The 14,777-nt window shown below is 68.1% G+C and carries 14 protein-coding genes; 10 read left to right on the top strand and 4 right to left on the bottom strand.

The window, feature by feature from the left end; genetic code table 11:
- Positions 1-26: 26 nt before the first annotated feature.
- On the top strand, positions 27-443 hold the full coding sequence (locus C998_RS0104350; protein ID WP_018869635.1) for an HIRAN domain-containing protein: 417 nt from the start codon (positions 27-29) through the stop codon (positions 441-443).
- 170 nt (positions 444-613) lie between these two features.
- Here C998_RS0104350 and C998_RS0104345 read toward each other — a convergent pair whose 3' ends face one another.
- Positions 614-868, bottom strand: a complete 255-nt coding sequence (locus C998_RS0104345) for a type II toxin-antitoxin system RelE/ParE family toxin (RefSeq protein WP_024329990.1) — start codon at positions 866-868, stop codon at positions 614-616.
- 26 nt (positions 869-894) lie between these two features.
- Positions 895-1,167 carry a CopG family ribbon-helix-helix protein gene (locus C998_RS0104340; protein ID WP_018869633.1) on the bottom strand — a complete coding sequence of 91 codons (273 nt, stop codon included), beginning with the start codon at positions 1,165-1,167 and terminating at the stop codon, positions 895-897.
- Positions 1,168-1,404: 237 nt separating this feature from the next.
- Between C998_RS0104340 and C998_RS0104335 the strand changes: the two genes are divergently transcribed.
- Positions 1,405-2,409 (top strand): hydrolase, encoded by a 1,005-nt coding sequence (locus C998_RS0104335; RefSeq protein ID WP_018869632.1) that lies wholly within the window; start codon positions 1,405-1,407, stop codon positions 2,407-2,409.
- A gap of 38 nt (positions 2,410-2,447) precedes the next feature.
- On the opposite strand, the gene C998_RS0104330 is transcribed toward C998_RS0104335, so the two are convergent.
- Positions 2,448-3,956, bottom strand: a complete 1,509-nt coding sequence (locus tag C998_RS0104330) for a SulP family inorganic anion transporter (RefSeq protein ID WP_018869631.1) — start codon at positions 3,954-3,956, stop codon at positions 2,448-2,450.
- 287 nt (positions 3,957-4,243) lie between these two features.
- Between C998_RS0104330 and C998_RS0104325 the strand changes: the two genes are divergently transcribed.
- Entirely contained in the window at positions 4,244-4,738 is a 495-nt protein-coding gene (locus C998_RS0104325) for a universal stress protein (protein WP_018869630.1), read from the top strand.
- 13 nt (positions 4,739-4,751) lie between these two features.
- Positions 4,752-6,176: a hypothetical protein gene (locus tag C998_RS0104320; protein WP_018869629.1), complete on the top strand. Its 1,425-nt coding sequence runs from the start codon at positions 4,752-4,754 to the stop codon at positions 6,174-6,176.
- On the opposite strand, the gene C998_RS0104315 is transcribed toward C998_RS0104320, so the two are convergent.
- Positions 6,173-8,236, bottom strand: a complete 2,064-nt coding sequence (locus tag C998_RS0104315) for a GNAT family N-acetyltransferase (protein ID WP_018869628.1) — start codon at positions 8,234-8,236, stop codon at positions 6,173-6,175. The two genes, C998_RS0104320 and C998_RS0104315, sit on opposite strands and share 4 nt — an antisense overlap.
- A gap of 129 nt (positions 8,237-8,365) precedes the next feature.
- Between C998_RS0104315 and C998_RS0104310 the strand changes: the two genes are divergently transcribed.
- From C998_RS0104310 to C998_RS0104285, 6 genes are all read left to right on the top strand, one after another.
- Positions 8,366-8,668, top strand: coding sequence for an STAS domain-containing protein (locus tag C998_RS0104310; RefSeq protein WP_018869627.1), 303 nt, complete (start codon positions 8,366-8,368; stop codon positions 8,666-8,668).
- Positions 8,669-8,930: 262 nt separating this feature from the next.
- On the top strand, positions 8,931-9,293 hold the full coding sequence (locus C998_RS0104305) for a response regulator (RefSeq protein ID WP_018869626.1): 363 nt from the start codon (positions 8,931-8,933) through the stop codon (positions 9,291-9,293).
- A gap of 2 nt (positions 9,294-9,295) precedes the next feature.
- Positions 9,296-11,362: a chemotaxis protein CheA gene (locus tag C998_RS0104300; protein ID WP_018869625.1), complete on the top strand. Its 2,067-nt coding sequence runs from the start codon at positions 9,296-9,298 to the stop codon at positions 11,360-11,362.
- Positions 11,363-11,383: 21 nt separating this feature from the next.
- Entirely contained in the window at positions 11,384-11,905 is a 522-nt protein-coding gene (locus C998_RS0104295; RefSeq protein WP_018869624.1) for a chemotaxis protein CheW, read from the top strand.
- Between the two features lie 13 nt (positions 11,906-11,918).
- Entirely contained in the window at positions 11,919-12,674 is a 756-nt protein-coding gene (locus tag C998_RS0104290; RefSeq protein ID WP_018869623.1) for a ParA family protein, read from the top strand.
- A 15-nt stretch (positions 12,675-12,689) separates the two neighbouring features.
- The coding region (locus C998_RS0104285) for a methyl-accepting chemotaxis protein (protein ID WP_018869622.1) at positions 12,690-14,777 on the top strand (2,088 nt) is incomplete at its 3' end.

Here is a 14,777-nt window from a genome sequence, read left to right as displayed (position 1 = left end):
ACTGCCACACGAACCCGGAGGTTCCCATGCAACGCAACGGTTCCCGTTTTCCCGATCAGGCCCGGCCCGTTCCGGTGCTGCGCGGTTATTATGCGCGGCGCGACCGGATTCAGAACACGGCGACCACGGAGGAGCTCCTGCAGCGGATCCCGCTGGCGGGGTATCGGCATCACGAGGCGCCGCGGCTGTGGCCGCATCTGCGCCGCGGGCAGGGGCTGACGGTGCAGCGCGAACGGCTGAATCCGGTCGATCCGAACGCAGTGGCGGTGTGCTGGCTGGATCACCAGCTGGGGTATCTGCCGCGCGAGGAGAACGACATGGCGGCGGAGCTGCTGGACCGCGACGAGGAGCTGGTGGCCCGCATCATCGACAAGCGCGACAGCGAAGATCCGTGGGAGCGCCTGGAGCTGGGGGTCTACCGTCGACGGACGCCGGGCCAGTAAGCGCGCCCCGCCGTCCAGTGGCCGCACCCGACGCCGTTCAGGCGCTCCTGCCGGACCGCCTCACGCCGGACGATCTGAAAATTCCGGCCCCGAACCTGTAAGGCGCGGTTACGGATTCCGCTGTTCGTGACCGATGCACGGCACAAGCGATTGAAGCTCGGGCTCCGCATTCAGTAACCCGCCTCTTTCTGGTGCCGGAAGGCGAGGACGTACACGGCGTCGTCGGCCGGTTCGTGACGGTAGAGGGCCACGAATCCGGAGTCGCCGAAGGCAATCACCAGCTCACGCAGTTCGGGGATTTCAGGGTCCGGTCGCCCAATATCGGGGGCCGTTTCCAGCAGCAGGAATTGCCGCTCGATCACCTGGCCCGCGCGCCTGGCCGCATCCGGAGCTTTAGTGGCGAGAGCGCGCCGGCATCGCTCCAAACCTTCTGCGGCGCCTGCGGTGACGATTACTCGTGGCACTCGGGCACGGCTCCTTCATCGTCAGTGCCCCATGTTCTCAACCAGTCGCGGGCTTCCTGCCCGGTCAGGTGCTGGCCGGTTTCCCGATAGGCCGACCAGGACGCCAGGGCTTCCTGCCTGAAACTCTCTCGGGCTTCCTCGCGATCAACGTATTGGCGGATGGCTTCGAGCATGATCCAGTGGGGCGACCGTCGGCGTTGGGCGGCGAGATCCTGGAGGCGGGCTTTCAGTGCGTCATCGATTTTCAGGGACGTTGCCATGGTGGACCTCGTATTACTGGGTATTACCTTGTGCTAAGTTAGCGCGGCATCCGGCCCCGAGTCCATCCCTGCGATCCATGAGCGGGGAGTCTCGAAAACGATCGACACCAGGACATCCGGAGGCAAGATCGTTTCCCACGTCTTTGGCGCCGTGGCCCGGTTCGAGCGCGCTCGGGGCACTTCATGGCCTGCTCGCTGTCCGCAAAACCATCCGGTGGCGATCCTGGAGACCAGAGGTTGAGCGACCCGCCCGAGGATAAAACGGATCAGGCGTTCCGGCCGGCCTGGTGGCTGCCGGGACGCCATGCGCAAACGGTCTTTCCGGCACTGTTTCGCGCGCCGCCACCGATGCGGCTGGAGCGCGAACGCCTGGAACTGCCGGACGGGGATTTCCTCGAGCTGGCCTGGGGGCCGCCGGGACGCGGTCTGGTGCTGGTGGGCCACGGTCTGGGCGGCGACGAGACCTCGGGCTACGCGCTGGGCGTGGTGGCGGCGCTGGCGCGGCGCGGGATCGGCAGCGCGGTGCTGATCTCGCGCGGGGCCGGCTCGCACCCCAACCGCCTGCGCCGCAGTTACCACGCGGCGGCGTGGGACGACCTCGACCATGTGGTGGAGACCCTGCGTCGACGCGACCCCGCCCGGCCGATGGCGGTCTGCGGGTTTTCCCTGAGCGGTTCCATGCTGCTGTCGTGGCTGGGGGAACGCGGCGACACGCCATTGGCCACGGCGGTGGCGGTATCGGTGCCGTTCGATCTGGCCGCCAGCGCCGATGCACTGGAGCGCGGGTTCGCGCGGGTCTACCAGTGGCATCTGATGCGCGGTCTGCGCCGGGTGACGCTGCGCAAGTTCGCGGCGCGCGACGATGCCCCGCTGCCGCTGCCGGAACTGCGCCGCATGCGCCGGCTGCGCGAGTTCGACGAGCGCATCACCGCCCCGCTGCACGGCTTTCGCGATAGTGCCGACTACTACACCCGCGCCAGCTGCCGCCCGCGCCTGGGCGCGATCCGCCAGCCGACCCTGATCCTGCATGCCGCGGACGACCCGTTCGTCCCGGCCACCGGCGTTCCCGCCACCCGCGAACTGGGCCCCGGGATCCGGCTGGAGCTGCAGGCGCGCGGCGGGCATGTGGGCTTTGTGGCCGGAGACGTGCCCGGGCGCCCCCGTTACTGGCTGGACACCCGCATCGCCGACCACATCATCACGCACCTGGAAGCGGCGCTGAACACCGGCGCCGGGCGATAGCCGAACGCCCGGGGCGCCCCGTCACGCGCCGGCGCGGATCAGTGCCCGCCGGGTTCGCTGGCGCCACCTTCCTTGTCGTGCTGCGCGAGCTTGTCGTGGAGCTCGCCGCTCTGGCCGGGCGGGGCCTTCACTTCCACTTCCATGCCATTGCGGCGGAATTTGGCCACCACCTTGTCGATGGCGGCCACCGCGGAGCTGTCCCACAGCGAGGCCTCGCTGAGGTCGATGACCACGTGATGAATGCGCTCGCGGTAGTCGAAGCTGTCGATGAACTTGTCCACGGCCACGAAGAACAGCTGCCCGCGGACCTTGTACGTACGGATCCTGCTTCCTTCCGGTCGTTCGCTTTCCACATGGACGGCGTTGACCATCTTGCGCGCGAAGAACACCGCACTGAGCAATACGCCGGCGAACACGCCCAGCGAGAGGTCGTGGGTCACCACGGTCACGCCCACGGTCACGATGAGCACGGTGGCATCGGTGCGCGGAAGCTTGTGCAGGGTGGTCAGCGAGCTCCAGTCGAAGGTGGCGATGGAGACCATGATCATCACGGCCACCAGTGCGGCCATGGGGATGATCGACACCAGATCCCCCAGCACAAGGATGAAGAACAGCAGGTACAGACCCGCCGACAGGGTAGACAGCCGTCCCAGACCGCCGGATTTGATGTTGATGACCGACTGCCCGATCATCGCGCAGCTGGCCATGCCGCCGAAGAACCCGGTCACGATGTTGGCGATGCCCTGCCCCTGGGCTTCGCGGTTCTTGCCCGAGGGGGTGTCGGTCAGGTCGTCCACCACCTGCGCGGTCATCAGCGATTCCAGCAGCCCGACCACGGCCAGCGAGAACGCGGTGGGGAAGATGATCTGCAGGGTCTCCAGGTTCCACGGGATGTCGGGGAACAGGAACACCGGCAGGCCGTCGGGCAGCTCGCCCATGTCGCCTACTTCCATGGTGGGCAGGCCCATGTAGTAGACCACGATGGTCAGGACCACGATGGCCACCAGCGGAGGCGGCAGCAGTCTGGGATAACCCGGGATCAGCGGCAGGCCGTAGAGGATCAGCAGGCCGACGGAGACCAGCACCCACATGGTGGTGTCACCGTCCACCAGATACGGCACCTGCGACATGAAGATCAGGATCGCCAGCGCGTTCACGAACCCGACCATCACGGTACGCGGGATGAACATCATGTAACGCCCCAGCTTCGCCCAGGCGAACAGCAGCTGGATCACCCCGGTCAGCAGGGTCGCGGCCAGCAGGTACTGCAGCCCGTGTTCCGCCACCAGGGTGACCATCAGCAGGGCCATGGCCCCGGTGGCGGCGGAGATCATGCCCGGGCGGCCACCGGTGAACGCGATCACCACCGCCATGGAGAACGAGGCGTACAGCCCCACCGACGGGTCCACCCCGGCGATGATGGAGAAGGCGATCGCCTCGGGAATGAGGGCGAGGGCGACCACGATCCCCGCGATAAGGTCGCCACGAACGTTGAAGAACCAGATGTCACGCTGGCGTTGCCAGAAGGCCTTTAGCGTCTGCTGCACGGCAAATCTCCCGGATCAGAGGTTTGACGCGCCGGCCCTGAGCACGGTGCAGACCGCGACTGCAGTGATAAGACGGGTGGGATTGACGGGCACCGGTCAGTGGGGTACTGCTAGGCATCCCGTGGCCACCAGTTACGGCGCTGGATCACGGACGAGGAGCAGGTCACAGGAACCGCCCGTGAGAAAGGCGCGAGAGTCTAACACCTCATCAGCGTTTTCTGAAGTGCCAGCCTCAAAGTCCAACGGGGTCGCCCCCGCCACGCACGCTCGAAAATCAGGATTTCCGCATGCTGCAACGCGTCATCGTCGCCATCGATTTTTCTTCCGCCTCGGCCGCGGCCCTGGCCATCGCCCGGCACCATTGCCCCGGTGCCACGCGCCGCCTGCTGCACGTGATGAAACCCGCAGATGTCGCCCGCGGCAGCGCGGCCGGGGCGATGGCCGGGGCCGGCTCCTCCCCGCTGCATTCGAAAGACATGCGCCAGTCGGCGGAGGATCAGGCCCATGCGCGGCTGAAGGAATGGGCGCGGGACGACGAGGAATGCGCGGTGGCCGTGGGCAGTGCACCCGAGGAAATCTCCCGCCTGGCCGAGGAGTGGGATGGCGAACTGATCGTGATGGGCACCCGCGGGCGCAGCCAGCTCGCCAGCATGCTGTCGGGCTCGGCCACCGAGTGGCTGGTGCGCCACGCCAGTCTGCCGGTGATGGTGGTGCACGATGTCCCGCTCAGCGACGCGATGCGCGAGCACCTGCCGCCCGGCTTCGAACACCACAAAGGATGATCCTGGAGGTTTCATGATGACTGCAACGACTCGATTCGGCGGCACCCTGATCGCGGCGCTGAGCCTCGCGGGAGGCGCCGCGCATGCGGACACCGGCACCGGCACGGTCGCCCAGACCCTGGACCGCAACGGCCAGCCGCTGGTCTCCGTCGACGGCGCACGGGCGGAGGACACCTTCGCCGCCCTCGGGGCCCTGACGGTCAAGGGCCGGCTGATGCGCGACAGCGAGATGGGCCATGAAGGCTATCGCCCGGAACTGGCCGGAGACCCGATGCAGGCGGTCGGCGAACGCTGGCTGGACCTGCTGGACTACGCCCAGGGGGCGTTCCTCGACCAGGGCCGCCTGCGGGCGCACGTCGGTGGGGAAGACGAGGCCGGCCCGGCCGCCTATGCCGAGGCCGGCTATCTCTATCACATGCACCACAGCGCGGGCCGGTTCGAGGACCTCGGGCTGTACGACGACCTCACCCATAAGCCCAGTCCGATGATCTCGCAGCTGGAGAACCATCTGGTCAACACGCGCCACGAAGACGGCCGGATCCACAGTGCCGACGCCAGCGATGCCGAGGCCTTCGCCTACGGCATGGATGCGCTGCACGCCTCGGCCTATGCCTGGGTCCGCCAGGACAAGCCGGGTGGCGCCGATGACATGGGCCAGCTCGACCTGGACGCGCTGGCCGGCTGGCTGGGCCATTCGCGTGACGACCTGGTCGCGGTCGCCCGCGCGGTCGCGGACCGGGCCGACGAGGCCTGGGACGCAGACGCCGGAATCTACGTGCTGGACGAGGGTGCCGAGTGGTCCGTCGATCAGCTCGGTGCCATGCTGCGCGGGCACAAGGGCTTGTACGAGATGCTGGCGCTGTACGGAGACGATGACGACCAGGAACGGGCGGAAACCCTGGCGGATCGCGCCGCGGCCATCACCACGGCCGTGCTGGACGGACACGGGCCGCTGCGTGACTGGGGCCTGCCCGCGCGCCTGGAATTCGTCGACGGCCGGGCCATGGCCGCGTCGGACGAGGTGGATGTCGGAGGCCAGTGGCGCTTCGTGCATCAGGTCACCGGCGGGTTTTCCATCCTGCGCGAGCGCGACGGCACCTCCGGCCTGATGGGAGAACGTCACCCCGAACTGGAGCAGAAGGTGGGCCGGGCACTGGACCGCATGTTCCTCGGCGCGCTCGAATACCAGCTCGACGGCGACTACGTGCCGGCCCGCCTGGACCATGGCGACGGCTCGGTCAGCGACCCGACCGTTACCACCCGGGCGGCGGCGGCCTTCGTGCAGGCCGTGGGCAACGGCTACCGCGCCGGCGACGCATTCGACCGCCCCGGGGCCTGGGACGACGACGCCGAACTGGCCGCACGAAGCGAGGCCCTGTACGACGCGATGCTGCGCCACGGCGAGCTGGTCAGCTCGCGCCTGGTGCGGGTGGACTAGCGGGTTTCGGGCCGGCTCTCGGGGCGGCTCCCGGCCAGCCACCGGGCCGCCGCCTCGCGCAGGCGGCGGATGACCCCGCGCCGGCCGGAGACCCCGGCCAGCGCTTGCAGGGACGCCCAGTCCTGCTGCTGCACACAGGCGGCATGCAGCAGGGCCCGGTCCGAGTCCTGGCCCGAATCCTGGCTCGGGTTCTGGCCCGGGTTCTGATCTGGCTCACGATCCGGCGGAGTGTCGGCCATCAGGGCCCGGCGCAGTGCCGGCAGGGCCCACTCGAAGCTGCGGCTGCGATGGGCGAATGCCTCGATCGAGGCGCGATCGTCCGCCTCGGCTTCACCGTACTCGCCGGGCGCCGGCAGGCTCTGCTCGATGGCCCGGGTGGTGGCACTGTCCAGCTGCTCTGCGGCCAGCGTGCGCCATAACGGCCAGTCGCGGGCAAACGCCCCCTGCACCGCCGCCAGCGCCGGCCCCGCCTCGCCGGCCTGCGGCAGTGCACGCATTACGATCAGCGTGACCTGCCCGCTGGCCGGATCCGGGCGCACGCCCAGGCGCACCGGCGCAAAGCCCTCGCGCCGCCAGAAGCGCAGCATGCCCGGGGTCACCCCGAACGCCGCGCCCAGCAGCCCCACCCCGTCGCGCGCGGCCCGCTCGGCCACCGCCTGCAGCAGGCGCGTGCCCAGCCCGCGCCCCTGCCAGGCGGGATGCACCGCGATCCGGTGGATCCGCCAGGCGGTCTGGCCCGCTAGTGAAAATGAACCTACTGCGGCCATGGTACACGGCAGGAAGCGCCCCGGCGGCCGCCGTTCGCCGGCCCACACCGCATCCGCCAGCTCCGGCTCCAGCCCCGGCTCGGCCTGCACCAGCACCGCCCCGAAAAGCGCGCCGTCCCGCACGCCTTCCAGCAGCAGCACATGCAGGTCGGGATCATCCAGCCAGCGCTGCAGATCGGAGGGCCGGGTGCGGTAATGCGCGTCGGCCAGCAGGCCCGTCAGCGCCTGCAGGCGGGCGGCGTCACCCGCGAGCTCGGCCGGCGAGCGCCACGCCAGACGCACGGCCTGGGGCGAAGGCTCGAGGCTGGCCGCCTCCAGCAGGAACAGCCGGTTGATCCAGTCTTCCAGCGGATCGCCCGCGGCCCAGCGCACGGGCTCGTGCAGGCGCAGGATCCGCAGTCGCAGGCCGGCCCGTTCCAGCGCCGGCAGCACCCGCAGGCGGAACCCCTGTCCGCTGCCCTCGAACCCGCCGGTGGTGGTCGCCAGCACCACCCGCCGGGCGCGCCGGGTCAGTTCCAGCAGGCGCTCCACCGGGATGGCCGCGGCCTCGTCCACGATCAGCAGGTCGGGCCGTGCCGGGGAATCCAGCAGGACCGCCGGTGCGCGATAAAGCGTGGCGGGATCCACGACGGGCGAGCCTTCCGCAGCCTGCGCCAGCAGCCGCTCGGCCGCGGACGGGGCCGGCGCGGTCACGGCAATCTCCCCGTCCGGAGCGCCCGACGGTCGCAGCTGTTCACCCAGCCACTGCCCGAGCGCGGTGGACTTGCCGCGCCCGCGCGGGGCGATCACCACGTCGCAGCGCCGCCCGCCCGGGGCGTCCGGTTCGCCCGGGTCGCGCAGCCGCTCCAGCACCCGCTGCTGGTCGTCGGTCCAGCCCTCGCCGGGCACGGCGCCGGCGGGGCGCGGCCAGTCCGCCGGCCGTCCGGGGTCGGGATACTCCACCACCGCCTCCGCCAGCGCGGCCTGCCAGCGCTCGCCGAACGGCGTGGCGCCATCGGCATCCGTGAGCAGCACCAGCACCCCGCCCCCGCGCAGGATGCCGCTGACGATCACCAGGGCATCGGCGGGGACGCCGGACTGCGCCTCGAATACCACCACGTCGCGCTCGCGGCCCAGCCAGTCTCCGGCCTGGGCCGGACGCACCGCGGGAAGATCCGCAGGCGCACGGCGCCCCACCCACAGGACGGCATGGTCCTCGGCCCGCTGGCGCAGCCAGTTGCCCGCGCGCTCGCAGACCTCCGGTCGCCCCGGCAAGGCGATGATGCGTCGATGCGGCGGGCCGGAACGGACCATCGCGACTGCTCCCGGAAACAAGAAATGGAACTTGTGAAAGCGTGACGAACCTCAAAACCTGTGTCCTGATGCCGACACAGACAGGAACGCCCCGCACGCGACATCTCGCAGCATGAACCAGGAGCCCGCATGAATACCAACGAACAGCCCGCCATCGAACTGCCGGAACGCCTGCGCATTGACGCCGTCGAGGCGCTGACCGAAACCGCGCGCCAGACCCTGGACCAGGGCCAGCCCCTGCGGCTGGACGGTCAGGGCGTCCGGGATACCGACACCGCCGGCCTGCAGCTGCTGGCGATGCTGCGCCGGGAAGCCGAACGCCGCGGCCAGCCCATGACACTCGATCCCGTCAGCCCCGCCCTGGAAAGCGGCCTGCAGTGCCTGGGCCTGGAAGGCCACGTGCAGGACTCCGCGAACCCGCCGGGATCCTGACGGCAGCAGGACGCAAAGCCTTTCCCGCTGTACAGGAATGGTCAAGATTTGGTCGTTTTTCCGCGGAGCGGAACCGCTCGGCTCAAGTTTTTCCTCCGGGGCCCGTTAAATTCTGTGACGGACCCCGAGTTTGCTGTACAGTCCTTGTACAGGTTTTTCGGAGAATGCGACGGCGACGCTGGCACACGGCTTGCTGCAGGTCACACGACCGGACCCGGGGTCGCCCGCATGAACAAGACAATCGGATAACAGGGGGCACGCAATGGCCAAGGTGCTGGTGGTGGACGACTCGTCCTCGATGCGACAGATGGTGAGCTTCGCGCTCAAGCAGGCCGGTCACGACGTGACCGAGGGCCGGGATGGCAACGACGGCCTGAGCAAGGCACAGGGGCTGAAGGCCGATCTGGTCATCACCGACGTGAACATGCCCGGCAAGGACGGCCTGGAGCTGACCCGCGAGCTGCGCAAGCTGCCCGACTACAAGTTCACGCCCATCCTGGTGCTGACCACCGAGGCCGGCCCGGAGAAGAAGCAGGAAGGCAAGGCCGCCGGCGCCACCGGCTGGCTGGTCAAGCCGTTTGATCCGGAAAAGCTGATGAGCACCGTCAACAAGGTCCTGCGCTAGCCATGTCCATGGACATGTCCCAGTTCACCGAGGCCTTCCTCGAAGAAAGCTTCGAGGGGCTGGAACACATGGAGACCGAGTTGCTGGCGCTCAACGCCGGCGACGAGGAAACCCTGCACACGATCTTCCGTGCGGCCCACTCGATCAAGGGCGGCGCCGGGACGTTCGGGTTCAGCGCCATCTCCGAATTCACCCACGGCATGGAGACCCTGCTCGACCGCATGCGCAACGGTCAGCAGGAGACCACTCCGGAGATCGTGAATCTGTTGCTGCGCGCGGTGGACGTACTGCGCGGCCAGCTGCAGGCGGCTCGCGATGGTGGTGAAGCCGACCCGGCCGAGGCGGCCGAGGTGCGGGCCCTGATCGAGGCCACGCTGGGCGATGACACCCCGGCACCGGCGACCGGAGGGGGCAGCGATGACGCGGACTCCGGCAACGCCGACGGGGGCGACGACGGCAAATCGGGTGGCTGGCGCATCCACTTCCGCCCGCATGCCGACCTGCTGCGCACCGGCAACGACCCGCTGCGCATGTTCGAAGTACTGGAGGAGCTGGGCGAGCTGACGGTGCACTGCGACGCGGAGGGCCTGCCCCCGACGCTCGAAGGCTACGACCCGGAGGCCAGCTACCTCGCCTGGACCCTGGAGCTGCGCGGCTACGCGGACCGTGCCGACATCGAGGAAGTCTTCGAATGGGTCGAGGACGAATGCGACCTGACGATCGAACCGCTTGAAACCGCCCGCGACAGCACCGGAGCGCACCCCCCGGCGGACCCGGCCCCGGACGGCTCCGGCCCGGAATCCACGCCCCCCGGCGGCGAGGACGGCGCGGGCGGGGCGCCCGCACGCGCGGCCTCGAAGCCGACCGAATCCAGCTCCATGCGGGTCAACGCCGCCAAGATCGACGCCCTGATCGACATGGTCGGCGAGCTGGTCATCACCCAGTCGATGCTCACCGACATCAGCGAGCAGATGGAAGAAGACCCCGCGCGCGTGGAGCAGCAGATCGAGCGCCTGCGCTCGGGGCTGGCCGAACTGGAGCGCAATACCCGCGAGCTGCAGGAAAGCGTGATGGGCATCCGCATGGTGCCGATCGCGCAGGTCTTCAACCGCTTCCCCCGCCTGGTCCACGACCTCTCGGGCCAGCTCGGCAAGCAGATCGACCTGCAGATGGAGGGCGAACTCACCGAGATCGACAAGACCGTGCTGGAGCACCTGGGCGATCCGCTGGTGCACCTGGTGCGCAACGCCATCGACCATGGCATCGAGATGCCCGACGAGCGCAGCGCGGCCGGCAAGGATCCCACCGGCCGGGTCACGCTGGAGGCCTACCATCGCGGCGGCAACGTGGTGATCGAGATCCGCGACGACGGTCGCGGGATGAACTCCGACCGCATCCTGGAGAAGGCCCGTGCCGCCGGTCTGCTGCGGCCGGACCAGAATCCGGAACCGCACGAGATCCTGCAGTACATCTTCGAGCCCGGACTTTCCACCGCCGATCAGGTCTCCGACCTGTCGGGGCGCGGCGTAGGCATGGACGTGGTGAAGAAAAACATCCGCGGGCTGGGCGGCAACATCGAGCTGCATTCCGAACCGGGCCGGGGCTCGCGGGTCACCATTCGCCTGCCGCTGACCCTGTCGATCATGGACGGCCAGCTGCTGAAGATCCATGACGAGACCTTCGTGATCCCGCTGATCGCGATCGTCGAGTCACTGCAGACGGAACCCGAGAACGTGAAGCAGGCCTTCGGCAAGCTGCCGCTGTATCGCCTGCGCGACGAATACATCCCGGTCGTCGACCTGGCGGCCCTGTTCGGCCAGGCCGAACCCTCGCCGATGCCGGATCGGGCCCTGCTGGTGGTGGCCGAGGCGGACAACCAGCGCGTGGCCCTGCGGGTGGATGACCTGCTGGGGCAGCAGCAGGTCGTCATCAAGACGCTCGAAACCAATTTCCGCCGGGTGCCGGGGACAGCCGGGGCCACCATTCTCGGCGACGGCCAGGTGGCGCTGATCCTGGACGTTGCGGGCATCGCCCGGATGGCCGCCGGACACGACACCCGCGCCGCATGATCACCAATGGAGTCCAACGCAATGGCTAACGACGCGACCCAGTCCATCCAGGACCCGGCCACCGCCGGGGAGGACCAGTACCTGACCTTCATCCTGGCCGACGAGGAATACGGGGTGGACATCCTCCGCGTGCAGGAGATCAAGGGCTGGGAACGCCCCACCCCGCTGCCCAACACGCCCGACTACATCCGCGGCGTGATCAACGTTCGCGGCATGATCGTGCCGATCATCGACATGCGCCTGCGCTTCGGCATGGAACCGCTGGAGTACGGCCCCACCACGGTGGTGATCATGCTGCGGGTGATCAGCGAGGACCGCGAACGGGTGATGGGCATCGTGGTGGACGCGGTCTCCGAGGTGTACAGCATCGGCGACGACAACCTGCAGCCGGCCCCGGATTTCGGTACCCGCATCGGCATCGACTTCGTGCGCGGCCTGGCCACGGTGGAGGAAAAGATGATCCTGGTACTGGACATCGACACCCTGCTCGGCCCCGGCCTGATCGCCAGCGAAGACGCGATCCGGGAAGAACAGGGCGCCTGAGGCATAACGACCCATGCGCACGTTCGCGGTGATCAACCAGAAAGGCGGCGTCGGCAAGACCACGGTGACGCTGAACCTGTCGCACGCGCTGGCACTGGCCGGAAACCGCGTGCTGGCGATCGACGCGGATCCGCAGGGGCACCTGACCATGGCCTTCGGCCTGGAGGATCCCGCCGGACTGGACCGGGTGCTGCACGGCGAGGCGCGCATGCAGGACGCCTTCAGCGAGGCCGGCAACGGCCTGCAGGTGGTCGCCGCCGGCGAGCATCTGCAGGAAGTGGAAAACCTGAACGAGGGCGGCGCGCAACGCGGCTGGCGGCTGCAGCGCGCACTGGCGGCGATGGACGAGCCGTTCGACTACGTGCTGATCGACTGTCCGCCGTCGGCCGGCCTGCTGGGCATGAACGCGATCATCGCCGCCGACGAGATGCTGATCCCGGTGGCCGGCGACTTCCTCTCGCTGAACGGGCTGTCGCGGCTGATGCGCATCCTGCACGGCATCGAGGAGCGCCTGGGCGGCTCGCGGCCGAAGTGGATCGTGCTGTCGCGGTTCATGGAACAGCGCCGCCACGCCCGCGAGGTGCGCGACCGGATCCGCGAGCACTTCGGCTCGCAACTGCTGGAAACCACCATCCGCGAGTCGGTGGTGCTGGCCGAGAGCCCGAGCTTCGGCCAGACGATCTTCGAATATCAGCCCCGGCATCGCGCCGCCGGGGACTTCAGGGCCCTCGCCGGGGACCTGATGGAAACGGCGACGGCAACGGCCTGAACGACGGGACACGCAATGAGCACACGCAAGCGCAACAAACTGGGCAACGATCCGCTGGGGTGGATGGACGACGGCGACGAAGCCCGGTCCGGGCCCTCGGACGAGCCACCGCAGAGCGAGGCATCCGGGTCCGACGACACCGGCGATCCCGGCGACGCCGCAGAGAGCGAGGCGCGCCCCGCGCGCCGCAGGGCACCGGCGAAGAGCCGCAGCCGCAAGAACACCGGATCCGCCCGCACCGAAACTCCGCAACAAGCTTCCAGCGAGGACAGCACCATGGCCGAAAAAACGCAGAACGCCAACGCCTCCGAAGAACGGCTCGACGGCGAGTTCATGCGCGCCGCATGTGAGGGTTCGCGCATGTCAGTCATGATGTGCGACCCGGACATGAACATCATATATGCGAATCAGCATGTCGTGGACCTGCTGACCGAACGCAAGCAACAGATCCGGCAGCGGTTCCCCGATTTCGATCCGGAGAACCTGGTGGGCCAGTCGATCGATCAGTTCCACGTGAACCCGGCGCACCAGCGGGCGATCCTGCAGAACCCGGATCGCCTGCCCTGGACCGCGAATATTGAAGTGGGCGGAATCGAGTTCCAGCTCAAGGCCACCGCCGTCGTGGATGACGAGGGCAACTACCGGGGCAACATGGTGGAATGGAGCGACACCACCGAGTTCAATCGCGCCGAGCGTGAACGCGCACGCTTCGCCGCGGCCATCGATGGCGCCGAAGCGGCCCTGATGATGTGCGACGAGGACATGAACGTCACCTTCGCCAACCAGGCGGTACAGCGCATGTTCGAGCGCCATCAGGCGACCTTTGCCCGGCATTTCGCGGGCTTCGATCCGCGGAATCTGGTGGGCCAGTCGATTGACCAGTTCCACGAAAACCCGGCGCATCAGCGCGCGATCCTTACCAACCCCGCGCGCCTGCCGCATGAAGCCGAGATTGCCCTGGATGATCTGCGGTTCCGCATCAACGCGACGGCGATCATCGACGCTCGCGGGAACTACGCTGGCAACATGCTGGAGTGGCAGGACGTCACGGAAGTCCGGCATGCCGAAGAAGAAATCGCATCGCTGATCGAGAAAGCAGCCAGCGGCAATCTGGGCGAACGCCTGGACCCCGAGCAATACAGCGGTTTCACCCGGGTCGTCGGTGAAAAGATCAATGGTCTTCTGGACGCCGTCGTACCGCCTGTCCGCGAGGGCTCTCGTGTAGTGCAAGCCCTTTCCAAAGGTGATCTGACCCAGCAAATGGAAGGCGACTTCGAGGGTGAATTCGCGGAATTCGCCGACGCCGTCCAGACCAGCGTCAACAACATAAGCCGGCTGGTGGGGCAAATTCAGGACACGGCCGACAGCGTACGTTCGTCCGCCTCGGAACTCGCCCGAGGCAACACGGATCTGTCCCAGCGCACCGAAGAGCAGGCTTCGTCGCTGGAGGAAACGGCCTCCTCCATGGAGGAGATCACCTCCACGGTGAAGTCCAACGCCGACAACGCCAAACAAGCCGATCAGCTCGCCATCGCAGCCCGCGACAAGGCCCAGGAGGGCGGTGAAGTCGTCGGCAAGACCGTCGAAGCCATGGGCGAAATCACCCAGTCCTCGAAAAAGATCTCCGACATCATCGGCGTCATCGACGAAATCGCCTTCCAGACCAACCTGCTCGCCCTCAACGCCGCGGTCGAGGCCGCCCGCGCCGGCGAACAGGGCCGTGGCTTCGCCGTCGTCGCCACCGAGGTCCGCAACCTCGCCCAGCGCAGCGCCCAGGCCGCCAAGGAGATCAAGTCCCTGATCTCCGATTCCGTCGACAAGGTCCAGGAAGGCAGCAAACTGGTCGATGAGTCCGGCAAGACCCTCGAACAGATCGTCGAGTCCGTGAAAAAGGTCTCCGACATCATCTCCGAGATCGCCGCCGCCTCCGAGGAGCAGACCACCGGCCTCCAGGAAATCAACAAAGCCATCTCGCAGCTCGACGAGGTCACCCAGCAGAACGCCGCCCTGGTCGAAGAGGCCGCCTCCTCCTCCGAGTCCCTCGACAATCAGGCCAACGAACTGCAGGAGCTCATGGCTTTCTTCAACAGCTCCCACAGCGAG

Source organism: Thioalkalivibrio sp. ALgr3 (assembly GCF_000377325.1).
GTDB lineage: Bacteria > Pseudomonadota > Gammaproteobacteria > Ectothiorhodospirales > Ectothiorhodospiraceae > Thioalkalivibrio.
This window is presented reverse-complemented; position numbering and strand designations above follow the sequence as displayed.